Genomic DNA, 15,506 nt, shown 5'->3' on the forward strand with positions numbered 1-15,506 from the left:
AGATGTGAATTTGTCGAAATGAGGAGACAAGGCAATGATTAAAGTTAATAAGTAATAAGATAAGATCTGAAACTAGGAAACAACTTGTAAGGGGAGAAATCAGATGGAGATTCAATTCAATAAACTACTAAGAAAAGAATTAACAATTCATGGTATACAAACAGCGATGGAAAATGAGGAACTTACTTCGAAAGAGTTAGTTATGTATTACCTTCATAGAATAGCGAAGTATGACCAAGACGGTCCGAAAATAAATTCTATTTTAGAAATAAATCCAGATGCAATTTTTATCGCAGAAGGATTAGATCATGAAAGAAAAATAAAGGGTGTCAGAGGTCCTTTGCACGGTATTCCTATTCTCTTAAAAGATAATATTGAAACAAATGATTCAATGCATACAAGTGCAGGAACAATTGCGCTTGAAAACTATAGGAGTAATCATAATGCATTTCTTGTTGAAAAGCTTCGTGAAGCAGGTGCAGTCATATTAGGTAAGACGAATATGACAGAATTAGCGAATGGAATGTCTTTTGAAATGTGGGCTGGATATAGTTCGAGAGGTGGACAAGTCATTAATCCATATGGATCAGGTGATGATGACCTTTTTGTTGGTGGTTCAAGTACAGGGTCGGCCGTAGCGGTTGCTGCCAACTTAACCGTTTTATCTGTTGGAACAGAAACAGATGCCTCTATTTTAAGTCCAGCAGTTCAGAACTCTGTAGTTGGTATTAAGCCTACTGTTGGCTTAGTAAGTCGCAAGGGGATTATACCTTTTACATATTCGCAAGATACAGCGGGATCTTTTGCTAGAACAGTAACTGACGCGGCAATTTTATTGGGGAGTCTAACAGGAATAGACCAGCTTGATCCTGCAACTTATAAAAGTGAAGGAAGAGCTCAACAAGATTATATGGTTTATTTAGATTCTAATGGTTTAAGGAGTGCTAAAATTGGAGTATTTAACAAAGCCTCTGAAAGCTATTACGAATCTGGAGAGTATGATGAGGAACTATTTCAGAATGCTATACAAGTACTGCGTAATGAAGGAGCAACAGTATTAGAAGATATCGAAATTCCATCTTTTCATAGGGAGTGGAGTTGGAGAGTCTCGTCGTATGAATTAAAACATAGTCTAGATAATTATCTTTCCAAGTTACCTTCCAATATTCCAGTCCATTCTATCTCTGAATTAATTGCATTTAATAAAAATATAGAAGAGAAAGCATTAAAATATGGACAAAGTAGGTTGGAGTTTGGAAAGGATTTTTCTAATACGTTAAGAAACCCTGAATACTTAAATGCAAAATTAGAAGATTTATATTTTTCCCAGGAACAAGGAATTGATTTTGCGTTAAAGAAATATGATCTTGATGCAATTCTCTTCCCTTCATATATAGGATCAACAATATGTGCCAAAGCTGGTTATCCCTCCATAGCAGTACCGGCTGGATATATGAAAAGCGGAAGACCGTTTGGAATCACTTTTGCAAGTACTGCTTTTAGTGAAGGGACTTTAATTAAGCTTACATATGCATTTGAACAAGCTACAAAACATAGACGAATTCCAAATTTATCGTAAATAGAATGCAAAAAGGATAGGGTAACCTATCCTTTTTGCATTCTGTGAACTTAAAGAGAAACGTCTTTTTCTTGCTGTTTTGTATGTTTTAACAAAATAAAAGATAAACAAGCAGAACAAAAAATTAGAAAAGCAGCAATGATATATATAGTACGGACACCGAACATATCGGTAATAATACCAACGCATAGCATAGAAAGTCCTGAAACAGCCGAAGTAAGTGTACCGTGAGCTGTATACATTCTTGATAATAGAGATGGTGGTACGCTTGATTGTAAAACGGTTGTTTGGGAAATATCTCGAATTTGATAGGAAGGTCCCATTAGAACACAAAGAAACAGTGCAATAAATCCGTTGCTTGTTATGCCATATAAGAAAGTAAGCACGCTAAATAGAAGTGATCCTAAGGCCATTGAGCGTATTAAGTTATTTTGAATATATGTACTCATTCGCCATGCTAATAGCCCACCAATTAATGTTCCGAAATAATAGCTTGTGTTGATATAACCCCACCATTCTGCTCCTCTATGAAGAACAGTCGTTACGTAAGCCATAGTAATACCACCAATCCATATCGTTCCAGCAAAAGTTTCAATTAAGTCCATATATGTAACTATACGGAGGGAGGGATGCTGAAATAAAAGTTTCCATCCTTCTATTAATACAGCTGATTTGGAAGAGGATTTCTCTATTGTTTGTTCAGTTTGTATAGCGCGCAATGAAACATATAATGCAATACACCCCAAAATCATTAATACGTTGTTTATCATAAGTGTAGAAGTGGCACCAATCAATAAGACCACTACACTTGTGAATGAATAAGCAGCTGCTTGAACAATTTGTGTTGAAAAGGAAAAGACACTATTTACTTTTACTAACTTTTCTTGTGATGTTAGACGTGGAATAACAGCGTATAATAAAGGAGAACTCCAACCTTCGCATAATGAAATGAGAATAATAAAAGCAAGAAGGGCAATGATGTTAGATGATAGTAAGGGAAATAATGCAGTTAAAAGAATAAAAAAGAAAGTCTTAACGCCTTGCAATGTAAAGAGCAATGAATAAGATGGAAAACGGTTCATTAAAAGTGGTGCGGATGTACTCGCAATAAAACTTGTAATAACTCGTAATAATGGAAAAAGAGCTGTGATAGTAGCTGATTTGGTTGTTATATAAATATGAGTAGTAAGAATCATTATGTAAACAACTTCAGCAAGAGTGATGCACATTTTAGAAAACCAATAAAAGGATAGCGATTGTTGGTGCAATATTGGTACCTCCACTCAAAGAATAATACATATTTCTTTATAGTAATCATAATTCGTGGAATAAATTTTTGAAAGAATTTTATTTTTTGTAACTTTTATACAGGGATTTTCATGTATAATAAAGAATATATTAATATACTATTTTAATAATACTCATTATAACAGTGAATATGTATCGTAGCTTCCGATGAAACGTCTCGCCTTAATTAGGAGGACGTGATAAACAATTCTTTTTTTCATATACATATAGAAAATAAAAAAGAAAGTGAGGGTTACATATGGCTGGATGGGTAGTTTGGTTTATTATAGCCGGTATTTTATTTATAGCAGAAATGTTATCGATTACCTTTTACATGTTATGGCTTGGAATTGGAGCGGTTGTCGGAGGTCTTATTGCATTGTTTGCTCCAGATGCACTATTTTTACAAGTTGTTGTAGGAGCAATTGTAAGTTTAACATTGACTTTCTTTACGAAACGAATCTCTAAAAATTTTCGAGAGGCAAAAGGATTTATCGATACTGTCGATAAATTAGCTGGTAAAAAAGGAATTATCCTGCAAGCGATTACAAGTGAAGGGAATGGGATCGTGAAAGTGGATGGCGATACTTGGACTGCTATTTCAGATGTTCCCATTTCTACTGGGGAAAGAGTCATTGTTATAAAGAGGAGCAGCACTGTTTTATATGTGAAAAGGGAGAGTGAATAAAAATGGTAGCATTAACATTAACGATTATTTTTGCATTAATTGTCATTGTATTTATCGCGTTAACAATTAAAATCATGCCCCAACAAAAGGTAGGTGTGGTTGAAAGATTTGGTAAATTCCAACGCATCATGCAGCCAGGGTTAAATCTAATAATCCCAATTGTAGATCGTATACGTGTATACCATGATTTACGTATTCAACAAACAAATGTGCCACCACAAAAGGTAATTACGAAAGATAACGTACAGGTAGAAATTGATACAATAATTTTCTATCAAATCGTTGAACCGGAACTTGCGACATATGGTATTTCTAACTATGAATATGGTGTTCGTAATATTACATCTGCAACAATGCGTCAAATCATTGGTAAGATGGAGCTGGATGAAACATTATCAGGGCGTGAAAAGATTTCAACAGAAATTCGTCTAGCTCTTGACGAAGCAACAGAGAAGTGGGGCGTTCGTATTGAACGTGTGGAAGTTGTTGATATTAATCCACCAAAAGATGTGCAGGTATCCATGGAAAAACAAATGAAAGCAGAGCGTAATAAGCGTGCGATTATTCTAGAAGCAGAAGCGGCTAAACAAGATAAAGTTCTTCGTGCTGAAGGGGAAAAACAAAGTAAAATCTTGATGGCTGAAGGGGATAAAGAAGCGCGTATTCGCGAAGCAGAAGGTATACGAGAAGCGAAAGAATTAGAAGCACAAGGGGAAGCAAGAGCAATTGAAACGATTGCGAAAGCAGAACAAAACCGAATCGAATTAATACGTGCAGCGGACTTAGATGAACGCGTTCTTGCTTATAAATCATTTGAATCGTTAGCTGAAGTAGCAAAAGGACCAGCAAATAAGATCTTCATCCCATCTAATGCAATTGAAACACTTGGCACACTTGGTGCAATCGGTGAAATTTTTAAAGAAAAACAAGCGAAGAAATCACCTTCGTCGGATACATCGAAAGAACAATAACTAATGAGAGAGAAATGAGCTGCCATTTCTCTTTTTTTATCATTTTAACCGAGAAGATCCCCTTCTCTAAACGAAGTGAAGGTGGGGATAGTTCAATTAGGGAGGATTGTACAAAACGGGCTGTAGATATTTTGAAGATTTGTATATCATTTATATTTGTTCTAAGTGAGGCTAGGTAAGAAAAGACATTATTTTTAACTTACACTTAAACTTGGGTGCAACACAAATTGAAAATGGAATTCTAGTATGTAAGGTCTAATTTAAAAGTCTAGTAAATATATATTACATAAAGCTTGTACATATCCATGTTTGAACTACCACCACTTACTCATTGGTCTGTGCCCTTCACGTTCCTTGAGGTGGGGGCTTCTCACCTAAAATGATAAAGAAGGTGATACATTGAAAAAGTATGCAACTCGTATACATGGAAAGAAATTTCTATTTTTAATCTTATCATATGTATTTGTAGTGATAGTGGCGGCGTCTATTGTGACCTCGCTTTTACATACTATGAAATCTTATTATGCGAGTCAGTGGTTTGGAAAAGTATCAATGCAAGGATTTATTCGAATGTTTGAGAGTGAAAATCGTTATTTTGCATCGGATTATTTTAAAACAAATAAACGAGAGTCTGTTGGGAATTTATTGTTTTCTATCACAACAGATCTGAAAATACATGATTTACGAACGTTCGTTGGCAAAGAAGTACCGGGGATGTCAAAGTACTATTCTAATATTATCGTAGCTGGAGAAGGAACGGACTATACGAATATTCCGAATGAATCTAGTGTACCGATTGAAGAGGTAACGAAAGAACGGGAAGTAGCGAAAGATAAAGTCACAGAAGCAGACAAAAAGAATCCTGTACAAAAAAATAAAAACGATGCAAAAGGTGAAAAAGCTGTATATATTTATCACACGCATAGTTGGGAGTCCTTTTATCCATTGTTACCTGGGGCGAAGAGTCCATCAAGTCCGGATGTAAATGTCTCGCTTTTGGGAGAGCGTCTAAAAGAACAGTTGGAAGGGCAGGGAATACCGGTTCTTCATGACAAAACAAACATGGGTGATTTATTGGCGAATAAGAAATGGAAATGGTATCAAGCATATACCGCATCTCATGGATATGTGAAAGAAGCCTTGGCACAAAATGATAAGATTATGTTTCCAATTGATATTCACAGGGACGATCAGCGGAAGAATGTTACGACAAAAGTGATTAATGGCAAATCCTATGCGAGGTTATATTTTATAATAGGGATGGAAAATGCAGGGCGTTCTGATAATGAAAAGATTGCAAGAGCGATAAATTCGTATTTAGATGAAAACTATTATGGGTTAAGTAGAGGGATTTTTCCAAAGTATAAAAAGGATGGAAATGGAGTCTATAATCAAGATTTATCGAAAAATGCCATGCTTATCGAAGTTGGTGGCATTGATAATACTTTAGAAGAGCTATATAACACAATTGATGTGTTAACTGAAGCGTTTAGTAAATATTATTGGGATGCGGAGAAGGTGAATGAATGATGTGAAAGGAACAGGGAACTGTTCCTTTTTTACATGTCCCTTAAAAATTTTACTAGAATTTCATAATGTGAAATAAGGCAGTAGTTTTGAGTTGAGATTGGTTTATAATAATTTAAAATTCTGTCAATTTTAAAGGGTGACAGAATTTCTAAACTTATTTGTATAGTAAACTTCAAAATGTATATATTGGAGGGGTAAAAATGGCGATTCGAACAGGGGCTCAGTATATTGAAGGATTAAAGGCAAGAAATCCTGAAATTTGGATTGGTGGAAGAAGAATAACCGATGTTGTGAATGAAGATGTTTTTCGGGAACCGATTTTACAAATTGCTAAATTATATGATATGCAGCACGATCCAGAGTATCAGGACAAGATTACCCATATATGCGAAGAGACAGGAGAGCGGGTTTCGAATGCATTTTTAGTGCCAAAAAATTATGAGGACTTAAAAGCACGCCGCGAATTGTTTGAAGTATGGGCAAAGGCTACATTTGGTTTAATGGGCAGAACACCAGATTTTTTAAATGTTACAGTTACTTCAATGGCGAGCAATGCATGGTTTTTTGAAAAATTTGATTCCTCATGGGGGACTAATATAAAAAATTATTATAAACATATACGTGATCAAGATTTGTTTTTAACACATGCGATTATCAATCCACAAAATGATCGAAGTAAAGCCTCACATCAGCAAGAAGATGCAACGATGCATTTAGGTGTAGTGAACGAAACAGAAGAGGGAATGTATGTAAGTGGAGCTAAGATGTTAGCGACACTTGCACCAATTACAGATGAGGTAATCATTTATTCTTATCCAAGTTTTAAGCCGGGTGATGAACGTCATGCAATTTCTTTTGCAGTTCCTATTGATGCACCGGGTTTAAGGATCCTTTGTCGCGAGCCAATGCAAGATGGAAAACGATCCTTGTTTGATCATCCACTTGCATCAAGGTTTGAAGAAATGGATGCACTACTTGTATTTCATAATGTGTTTATTCCGTGGGATAAAGTGTTTATCTATCAAAGTGTAGAGGCTGGAAATCAGCTGTATCCAAAAACAGGAATTGGTCATCAACCAGCACATCAATCAGGAGTAAGAGGATTAGTGAAACTTTCTTTTGCAGCAGAAGTGGCTATAAAACTAGCAGATTCAATTGGAGTAGACGGCTTTTTAAATGTACAAAATCAGTTAGCAGAATTAATACAAGATGTAGAAACAATCCGTGCACTCTTGCAAGTAGCAGAATATGAGTATGAAACGAATGCATATGGTGAAGCTGTTCCTGCGAGACTACCGCTTGATACAATACGTAGCTTATTACCTAAAATGTATCCACGTGCTATTGAAATTATTCAAACCATTGGGGCTGGTGGCCTACTAATGTCGCCAACAGGTGCCGACTTTATGAATCCAGAGATTCAAGAGGATATGTATAAATATTATATCGGGCGTGAAGGAGTATCTTCTGAGGAACGCGTTCGATTATTTAAATTAGCTTGGGACTTATGCGGTGAAGCGTTTGGACAACGCCTATTACAATATGAGCGTTATTATTCGGGTGATCCAGTGAGAAAAATGGGCATGTTTTATAATGCGTACAAAAAACAACAATCGCTGTCACTTGTGGACAGTGCCTTGCGAACGGAATTATCTGGAAATTCATTAAGGTGACAATAAAATGATCGCGCTTACATTTTAAAATAAAAAAGGAAGGAGTGGCAAATAGATAACAAGAATTTTACTGTTAGGATGTAAATCTTCTTACATGTTTTAGCTATATATGAACCGGAAAATATGTAACTGGAATAGAGGAGGTAAGTTATTGTGATAGCATCTATCAGTAAAATTTGTAAAATTCTAAATTGTTTTACGAGTGGTGAGCCGGTGTTAGGAAATTCTGAAATTGCTGCAAAATTAAATATGAACCCGAGTACAGTTCACCATCTTGTCCGTACATTGTGTGAAGAAGGAATGTTAATTCGAGATGAGCAGAGAAAATATCGACTGGGATGGAAATTGTTGGAGTGGGGCAATCAAGTGATGTTTCAACAAGAGATTTATAGCGGGGCGATTCCAATCGTTGAAGAACTTGTAAGGAAATTTAATGGGACGGTGCATATCGGTATGTTTGACCGTGGAGATGTTGTATTTATTTTGAAAATTTCATCAAAGGATTCTGTTCAAATATCAACTCATGTCGGATCAAGAAAACCTGCATACTGCACAAGTACAGGAAAAGTTCTTCTTTCATTTAACCCTTCTTCTTTAGAGTATACTTCAGAAAATGGGCTGCTGCCTCGAGCACCAAATACAATTACTTGTATGAAGAGATTTCAAGAAGAGTTACAGACAATTCGTAAGCAAGGTTATTCCATAAGTGATAACGAAAATGAACATGGATTATATGGCATTGCGGCTCCTATTCGTTCTTACACCGGGAGAACCATTGCGGCTCTTAATATTGTTGGTCCGAAAACGTATATGCAAGGAAGCAATCGTCAAGTCATGATTCGAAGTGTGATGAATACTGCAAATTTAATTTCAAAGGAATTTGGTTATTTAGACATTTAATCATAACTGTAAAAGAGAGGTGAGAATCATTTATATACATGATTATAGTGTACCTGAATTGGAAAAATCGATTGTTTCTATTGGTGCTTTTGATGGTGTGCATAAAGGACATCAGACCGTTATTAGAAACGCGGTGGAGAAAGGGAAAGAGCTACAGATTCCAAATGTCGTGTATACATTTGATCCGCCACCACGTTCTTATTTTCAGGGAGCACAAGTGCTAACGCCAATTAATGAGAAGTTAAATCGATTTCAGGAGCTCGGTGTTGAACATGTAATTGTTATTCGTTTTGATGAGTTGTATGTAACGAGAAGGGCTAGTTACTTTATTCAAGAATTACAAAGATTATGCCCAATTGAAATTTATGTCGGAGAAGATTTTCGATTTGGAAAAAATCGCGAGGGTGATATAGAGCTACTGATGAAATACTTTGATGTTTCTATCGTCGAAGAGGTTTGCTGCGAAGAAGGTGAACGAATTTCATCAACGAGGATACGGAATCACTTATTTCAAGGAGAATTACAATGGTCTCAATCCTTATTAGGATGGCCTCTTAAAACAATATAAGCGAATGAATTATAAGGAGGAAAAAACATGTCAAAAACATTACAATCTTTTAATTTACTAAAATGGATTGATGAAAATAAAGAGTTATTGAAACCACCGGTAAATAACAAGGTAATTTGGCAAGACTCAGAGTTTATTGCCATGATTTTAGGAGGGCCAAATAGAAGACGTGATTTTCATGTTGATCCTTCAGATGAATTCTTTTATCAAATAAAAGGCGAATGTTATGTGGAATGTATTACGGAAGAAGGGAAACGTGAAGTTGTTACAGTGAAAGAAGGAGATGTGTTTATGTTACCAGCTATGGTGCCACATTCACCGCACCGCGTTGCAGACACATATGGATTAGTAATTGAAAGGAAACGTAACCAAGGAGAACTTGAAGATTTTGTTTGGTTCTGTGATGAGTGTAATCATGAAATGCATCGCGTACGGGTTCAATTAACCGATATTGAAAAACAAGTGAAAGAAGCGATTCATAGTTTTAATTCAAATAAAGAAATTCGTGCGTGTAAAAACTGCGGACATATTATGCCAGAAGAAGTGGAGGAATGGAAGTGCGAATAGATTTTCATACACATATTATTCCTGAAACATTTCCGGATTTTGAGGAGAAATTTGGTGGTGGACGTTGGCCGATATTAAATCGCACTTGTACATGTGGTGCTGCGATTATGGTTGGTGGGAAAAACTTTCGCGATGTGACAGATCAAGTATGGTGTCCGGAGAAAAGAATTGAAGATATGAACCGTGAAGGTGTTGATATACAAGTATTATCACCAATTCCTGTTACATTTTCCTATTGGGCAAAACCAGAAGAAGCTGAAGCAATGGCGCGTATTCAAAACGATTTTATTGCAGAAACAGTATTGGCATATCCAGATCGTTTTGTTGGGTTAGGGACAGTACCGATGCAAGATGGAGAAACGGCAGTTCGTGAGATGGAGCGATGCATAACAGAATTAAACTTACATGGAATTGAAATTGGCACGAATGTCAATGGGAAAAATTTAGATGATCCTTCATTTATTGAGTTTTTCCAGATGGCTGAAAAATGGCAAGTCCCAATTTTTATTCATCCATGGGAAACATTAGGGCGTGATAGAATGCCACATCATAATTTTATGTATACAGTTGGAATGCCAAGTGAAACGGCTCTTGCCGCAGCCACACTTATATGGAGCGGGATAATGGAGAAGTTTCCTAGGTTAAAAATTTGCTTTGCTCATGGTGGAGGTTCTTTTCCATATATTTTGCCGCGATTAGATCAAGGGTGGCAAGTATGGCCACATCTGAGATTAACTACATATCCTCCGAGCCATTACGCAAAGAAATTTTACTTCGATTCTCTAAACTATGATCCTATCAACCTTAAATATATGATAGAGCGATTTGGACATGAAAAGATTTTTATGGGGTCGGATTATCCGTTTTTACTACGAGAAATTCAGCCAGGTAAAGTAATTGACGAGACACTTGATTTATCAGAGGAGCAAAAGGAAGCTATGCTTGGTGGAAATGCAGCGAGTTTCTTAAATATTGATATGAAAAAAAGAGGTGTAGTATATGCAGAGAGTACAAACACCAGAGAGTAAATTAAATGAAATGGGACTCACACTACCAGCTATTCGTCCAGCGGTAGGTAATTATGTAAGTTGTGTAAGGGTCGGAAACTTATTGTTTACTGCTGGACAAGGTGTTGACCAGTACCATGGGAAATTAGGTAAAGATGTATCAATAGAAGATGGATATAAGGCAGCTAGGCAGTCTATGTTGAACTTATTAAGCGTTGTAAAGAATGAACTCGGTGATTTAAATAAGGTGAAACGATTTGTGAAGTTACTTGGATTTGTAAATAGTACAGAAGATTTTATTGATCAGCCAAAAGTGATGAACGGTGCATCCGATTTATTAGTAGATGTTTTTGGTGAAAAGGGAAAGCATGCTCGTTCCGCTGTTGGAATGGCTCAACTACCGAATAATACAACAATTGAAATCGAGATGGTTTTAGAAATTGTAGAGTAGGAGGTAAAGAGTGTGAATAAAGAACTATTAGCTGAAAAAATGAAAGTAAAAGATGCGAAGTTATTTATTGATGGTCAATATGTCGATGCGATGTCCGGCGAAACGTTCGATACGTTCAATCCATCGACAAATAGAAAACTTGCCTCTGTTGCACAAGCAAATGAAGAGGATACTAAGCGAGCAATAGACGTAGCGGGGCGTACATTCACAAGTGGTATCTGGAGTAAAATGCCTGTGGAAGAGCGCTCAGCTATTTTATGCAAAATGTCAGATTTGATTATGCAAAAAGTAGATGAATTAGCGTATATAGAGACACTTGATGTCGGAAAGCCAATAAAAGAAAGTCGTGGTTTTGATATTCCGCGTTCTGCACATAATTTTCGTTTCTTTGCCGAGATGGCAAAGTATATAGTACATGAACATTATGATAAGCATAACTTTATGTCATATGCAAAATACGCACCAGCAGGAGTAACGAGCTTAATTATTCCTTGGAATTTGCCATTTATGCAGATGACGTGGAAGGCGTCAGCTGCACTAGCCGCTGGTAATACAGTAGTTGTGAAACCAGCATCTTACACGCCGCTAAGTGCAGTCATGCTTGGTGAAATTGCGAATGAGGCCGGGCTACCTCCAGGTGTACTGAATATTATTACAGGGCCAGGAAGTACGATAGGAACGAAAATGACGACGCACTCGTCTGTAAGACGTATTTCATTTGTGGGGGAAAGTAATACAGGGAAAACAATTATGCGGAATGCTTCAGAAAACTTAATACCAGTTTCATTAGAATTAGGCGGAAAATCAGCAAACATTGTATTTGAAGATGCTGACTTAGATGAAGCGGTAGAAGGGTCGATTGAAGCAATTTATCGGAATCAAGGAGAAATTTGTTTAGCTGGTTCAAGATTACTTGTACAGGAAAGCGTATATGAACAGTTTCTAGAGAAATTTGTAAAAGCGGTGAAAAACATAAAAGTGGGAGACCCTCTTGATGAAGATACAGATATGGGAGCGCTTGTTTCGAAATCACATCTAGAAACAGTTGATCAGTACGTGGAAATAGGTCTTTCAGAAGGAGCAAAATTAGCCCACGGCGGAAAAAGAATCGAGAGTTTAGCACAAGGGAACTTTTATGAACCGACTATATTATATGATGTCGATAATCGTATGCGTGTAGCTCAAGAAGAGATTTTTGGTCCAGTTTTAGTTGTTATACCATTTAAAACAGAAGAAGATGCAATTCGTATCGCAAATGATTCTATTTATGGTTTAGCGGGAGTTGTTTGGACAAATGATCTTAGAAGAGCACAACGAGTTGTTTCGCAAATTGATTCGGGATTATTATGGATTAACTGTTGGTATGTGCGAGATTTACGTACTCCATTTGGTGGTTCTAAGGCAAGTGGTATTGGCCGAGAAGGTGGACGCCATAGTTTTGAATTTTATACAGAAGCAAAGACAGTTACGATGAAATTATAAAGTGAAACTTCCATCAGTGGAATGGTATTTCCACTGATGTGTTCTAAATATAGATTTTAAAAATGAGGTGAGATAAATGCAAGTGTTAATAAAGGAATTAGCAGATGAACTTATACAGGCAGAACAAACGTGTAGACCAATTTCGCCTTTCACGGAAAGGTATTCAAATCTATCAGTTTTAGATTCGTATAACATTCAGCTCGAAGTAGTGGGACGAAAGTTAAGACAAGGCCGCACAGTGATTGGGAAGAAAGTTGGACTTACGAGTAGTGCAATGCAGCAAATGCTTGGGGTAGATGAACCAGATTACGGACATTTACTAGATGATATGAAAGTAGAAAGTGGAAGTGTAATCTCGGTAGATTCGTTTGTATCTCCAAAAGTAGAAGCGGAAATTGGATTTGTTTTAGCTGAGGATTTAAGTGGACCTAATATTACATATGTAGATGTGCTAATGGCAACGAAATATATTGTACCTACACTTGAAATTATTGATAGTCGTATTGCAGATTGGAAGATTAAGCTTGTCGATACAGTAGCAGATAATGGTTCTTCTGCAAAAGTAGTTGTTGGTGAAAAGATGTCCAATGTATCTGAAGTAGATTTGCGTACGGCTGGAATGGCGCTCTATAAAAATAATAGTTTAATTGCTACTGGAGCAGGAGCAGCGGCATTAGGACATCCTGCACAAGCGGTTGCTTGGCTAGCGAATAAACTTAGTGAATTTCATATTTCATTGAAGGCAGGGGAATTAATTTTGCCAGGTGCATTATCGGGCGCTGTTTCAGTTCAATGTAATGATGTAATTCAAGCCGATTTCGGATCTCTTGGTTCGGTTTCTATTAAATTTGTATAGTTTTATAGTTGTGTGAAAAGGAGGGGATATATGTGGGGAAAGTGAAGGCGGCTATTATAGGCTCCGGAAATATCGGTACGGATTTAATGTATAAATTAAGAAGAAGTGAAGTAATTGAAATGACTGCCATGATAGGGATAGATTCTGAATCAGATGGATTAAGGCGAGCGAAGGAAGAAGGATATGAGATTTTTGATAATGGTATACAAGCAATTATTGAGAATCCTAGCATAGCGGATATTATATTTGATGCAACTTCAGCCAAAGCTCATATTCGTCACGCGGAAGTCTTAAGAGAGTTAGGGAAGCTAGTGATTGACTTGACCCCTGCAGCATGTGGCCCATTTGTTTGTCCAGCTATACAAGATGCTACTCATGTAGAAATGCGAAATGTCAATATGATTACATGTGGTGGGCAGGCAACAATTCCAATTGTTCATGCAATCAATGAAGTAGCGGACGTTGCGTATGCGGAGATAGTTGCTACGATTTCTAGTTTAAGTGCAGGTCCAGGTACACGGGCAAATATTGATGAATTTACGATTACAACAAAGCGTGGGATTGAAGAGGTTGGGGGAGCAGACTGTGGGAAAGCACTTATTATATTAAATCCTGCGGATCCTCCTATTTTAATGAGAGATACAGTATATTGCGAAGTTAAGCATATGGATGAATTCATTATTGGGCAAGCAATTTGTAAGATGGTTGAAGTAGTTAGGTCATACGTTCCAGGATATTCTTTAAAACAGGAACCGATGTTTGATGGGAACCGTGTGACTGTATTTTTAGAGGTAGAAGGAGCCGGAGATTACTTTCCGCCGTATGCTGGTAATTTAGATATTATGACAGCAGCGGCATTAAAAGTTGGTGAAGGATTTGCATCTCGAATAATTGGAGAGCAGAAGCGAGGTGTGATGAGTGAAAAGAAATAGTGATATGCCAATCAAAATAACTGAGGTTTGTTTGCGTGATGGAAGTCATGTAATGAGGCATCAATTTACAGAGGAACAAGTTCGGTCTGTAACTAGGTCGTTAGATGAGGCTGGTATGCATTATGTTGAAGTTAGTCATGGGGATGGATTAGGTGGTTCCACTTTGCAATATGGAAAATCGTTAGTAGATGAAATGAAACTCATTGAAGCGGCAGTGGAAGAATGTAGACAGTCAAAAGTAGCTGTGTTACTTATTCCTGGTATTGGCACTGTCCATGAATTAAAACAAGCAGAAAGCATTGGAGCAAGACTTGTTCGTGTAGCAACCCACGTAACGGAAGCGGATGTTTCCGCTCAACATATTCATTTTGCACGAGAATTGGGTATGGAAGTGTGTGGTTTTTTAATGATGGCACATTCGGCACCGATACAGAAATTGGTAGAACAAGCAAAACTTATGGAAAGTTATGGGGCACAAGCTGTCTATGTAACAGATTCAGCTGGAGCTTTATTGCCTCGTGAAGTACGTGAACGTATCCAGGCATTACGTCAATCTCTAAATATCGAAATCGGCTTTCATGGCCACAATAACCTTTCTGTTGCAGTAGCGAATACGATTACTGCAATTGAAGAAGGAGCAACCCGAATTGATGGAAGCGTCCGCTGCCTTGGAGCTGGAGCTGGGAACGCGCAAACAGAGGTATTGTTAGCTGTATTGGATCGGATGGGATATACGCTAGATGTAGATTTGTATAAAATGATGGATTTGGCAGAGGATATTGTTGCACCGCTGTTACCAGGGCCACAAGAAATTCAAAAAGGTAGTCTTGTCATGGGATACGCTGGTGTATATTCTAGCTTTTTACTACATGCTGAGAGAGCTGCTCATAGATTTGGTGTAGATGCTCGTGATATTTTAATAGAACTTGGCAAGAGAAAAGTAGTTGGTGGGCAAGAAGATATGATTTTAGATGTAGCAACTGAATTAGCAAAGATAAAAACGGGGGTGTAAAAT

15 protein-coding genes are annotated in these 15,506 nt (G+C 37.1%); 14 read left to right on the plus strand and 1 reads right to left on the minus strand.

Going from position 1 to position 15,506, the window contains the following annotated elements; genetic code table 11:
* Positions 1-103: 103 nt before the first annotated feature.
* Positions 104-1,579: an amidase family protein gene (locus tag JDS96_RS04400; RefSeq protein ID WP_199666202.1), complete on the plus strand. Its 1,476-nt coding sequence runs from the start codon at positions 104-106 to the stop codon at positions 1,577-1,579.
* Positions 1,580-1,629: 50 nt separating this feature from the next.
* Here JDS96_RS04400 and JDS96_RS04405 read toward each other — a convergent pair whose 3' ends face one another.
* A complete protein-coding gene (locus JDS96_RS04405) occupies positions 1,630-2,808 on the minus strand; it encodes an MFS transporter (protein ID WP_374220980.1) in 1,179 nt (392 codons plus the stop codon).
* Positions 2,809-3,125: 317 nt separating this feature from the next.
* Between JDS96_RS04405 and JDS96_RS04410 the strand changes: the two genes are divergently transcribed.
* From JDS96_RS04410 to dmpG, 13 genes are all read left to right on the plus strand, one after another.
* Entirely contained in the window at positions 3,126-3,554 is a 429-nt protein-coding gene (locus JDS96_RS04410; RefSeq protein WP_003197168.1) for an NfeD family protein, read from the plus strand.
* A 2-nt stretch (positions 3,555-3,556) separates the two neighbouring features.
* Positions 3,557-4,525: an SPFH domain-containing protein gene (locus JDS96_RS04415; RefSeq protein WP_006094625.1), complete on the plus strand. Its 969-nt coding sequence runs from the start codon at positions 3,557-3,559 to the stop codon at positions 4,523-4,525.
* A 399-nt stretch (positions 4,526-4,924) separates the two neighbouring features.
* Positions 4,925-6,055, plus strand: coding sequence for a stage II sporulation protein P (gene spoIIP, locus JDS96_RS04420; protein ID WP_199666206.1), 1,131 nt, complete (start codon positions 4,925-4,927; stop codon positions 6,053-6,055).
* Between the two features lie 200 nt (positions 6,056-6,255).
* Positions 6,256-7,728, plus strand: a complete 1,473-nt coding sequence (locus tag JDS96_RS04425) for a 4-hydroxyphenylacetate 3-hydroxylase family protein (protein WP_018765489.1) — start codon at positions 6,256-6,258, stop codon at positions 7,726-7,728.
* Positions 7,729-7,881: 153 nt separating this feature from the next.
* Complete coding sequence (locus tag JDS96_RS04430) at positions 7,882-8,628, plus strand: IclR family transcriptional regulator (protein ID WP_016114611.1); 747 nt, start codon at positions 7,882-7,884, stop codon at positions 8,626-8,628.
* A 19-nt stretch (positions 8,629-8,647) separates the two neighbouring features.
* Entirely contained in the window at positions 8,648-9,196 is a 549-nt protein-coding gene (locus JDS96_RS04435) for an FAD synthetase family protein (RefSeq protein ID WP_199666207.1), read from the plus strand.
* A 27-nt stretch (positions 9,197-9,223) separates the two neighbouring features.
* On the plus strand, positions 9,224-9,763 hold the full coding sequence (nbaC, locus tag JDS96_RS04440) for a 3-hydroxyanthranilate 3,4-dioxygenase (protein WP_003197181.1): 540 nt from the start codon (positions 9,224-9,226) through the stop codon (positions 9,761-9,763).
* Positions 9,748-10,791 (plus strand): amidohydrolase family protein, encoded by a 1,044-nt coding sequence (locus JDS96_RS04445; protein ID WP_033794804.1) that lies wholly within the window; start codon positions 9,748-9,750, stop codon positions 10,789-10,791. Before nbaC ends, JDS96_RS04445 begins: the two co-directional genes overlap by 16 nt.
* Entirely contained in the window at positions 10,763-11,221 is a 459-nt protein-coding gene (locus JDS96_RS04450; RefSeq protein ID WP_199666209.1) for a RidA family protein, read from the plus strand. The genes JDS96_RS04445 and JDS96_RS04450 overlap by 29 nt, the downstream gene beginning before the upstream one ends.
* Before the next feature lie 12 nt (positions 11,222-11,233).
* Complete coding sequence (locus JDS96_RS04455; protein WP_199666211.1) at positions 11,234-12,703, plus strand: aldehyde dehydrogenase; 1,470 nt, start codon at positions 11,234-11,236, stop codon at positions 12,701-12,703.
* A gap of 76 nt (positions 12,704-12,779) precedes the next feature.
* Positions 12,780-13,559 carry a 2-keto-4-pentenoate hydratase gene (locus tag JDS96_RS04460; protein WP_003197188.1) on the plus strand — a complete coding sequence of 260 codons (780 nt, stop codon included), beginning with the start codon at positions 12,780-12,782 and terminating at the stop codon, positions 13,557-13,559.
* A gap of 32 nt (positions 13,560-13,591) precedes the next feature.
* Positions 13,592-14,491 carry an acetaldehyde dehydrogenase (acetylating) gene (locus JDS96_RS04465; protein ID WP_018781313.1) on the plus strand — a complete coding sequence of 300 codons (900 nt, stop codon included), beginning with the start codon at positions 13,592-13,594 and terminating at the stop codon, positions 14,489-14,491.
* Positions 14,478-15,503 (plus strand): 4-hydroxy-2-oxovalerate aldolase, encoded by a 1,026-nt coding sequence (dmpG, locus tag JDS96_RS04470; RefSeq protein ID WP_199666213.1) that lies wholly within the window; start codon positions 14,478-14,480, stop codon positions 15,501-15,503. Before JDS96_RS04465 ends, dmpG begins: the two co-directional genes overlap by 14 nt.
* Positions 15,504-15,506 lie beyond the last annotated feature (3 nt).

Source organism: Bacillus cereus group sp. N21 (assembly GCF_016483395.1).
GTDB classification, from domain to species: Bacteria; Bacillota; Bacilli; order Bacillales; family Bacillaceae_G; genus Bacillus_A; species Bacillus_A pseudomycoides.

Excerpts from the sequence above, each read along its gene's own strand:
- JDS96_RS04410 (WP_003197168.1), top strand. The coding sequence starts at position 3,126 with ATGGCTGGATGGGTAGTTTGGTTTATTATAGCCGGTATTTTATTTATA.
- JDS96_RS04415 (WP_006094625.1), top strand. The coding sequence starts at position 3,557 with ATGGTAGCATTAACATTAACGATTATTTTTGCATTAATTGTCATTGTA.
- nbaC (WP_003197181.1), top strand. The coding sequence starts at position 9,224 with ATGTCAAAAACATTACAATCTTTTAATTTACTAAAATGGATTGATGAA.
- JDS96_RS04405 (WP_374220980.1), bottom strand. The coding sequence starts at position 2,808 with ATGTGCATCACTCTTGCTGAAGTTGTTTACATAATGATTCTTACTACT.
- JDS96_RS04425 (WP_018765489.1), top strand. The coding sequence starts at position 6,256 with ATGGCGATTCGAACAGGGGCTCAGTATATTGAAGGATTAAAGGCAAGA.
- JDS96_RS04400 (WP_199666202.1), top strand. The coding sequence starts at position 104 with ATGGAGATTCAATTCAATAAACTACTAAGAAAAGAATTAACAATTCAT.
- JDS96_RS04460 (WP_003197188.1), top strand. The coding sequence starts at position 12,780 with ATGCAAGTGTTAATAAAGGAATTAGCAGATGAACTTATACAGGCAGAA.
- JDS96_RS04445 (WP_033794804.1), top strand. The coding sequence starts at position 9,748 with ATGGAAGTGCGAATAGATTTTCATACACATATTATTCCTGAAACATTT.
- JDS96_RS04450 (WP_199666209.1), top strand. The coding sequence starts at position 10,763 with ATGCAGAGAGTACAAACACCAGAGAGTAAATTAAATGAAATGGGACTC.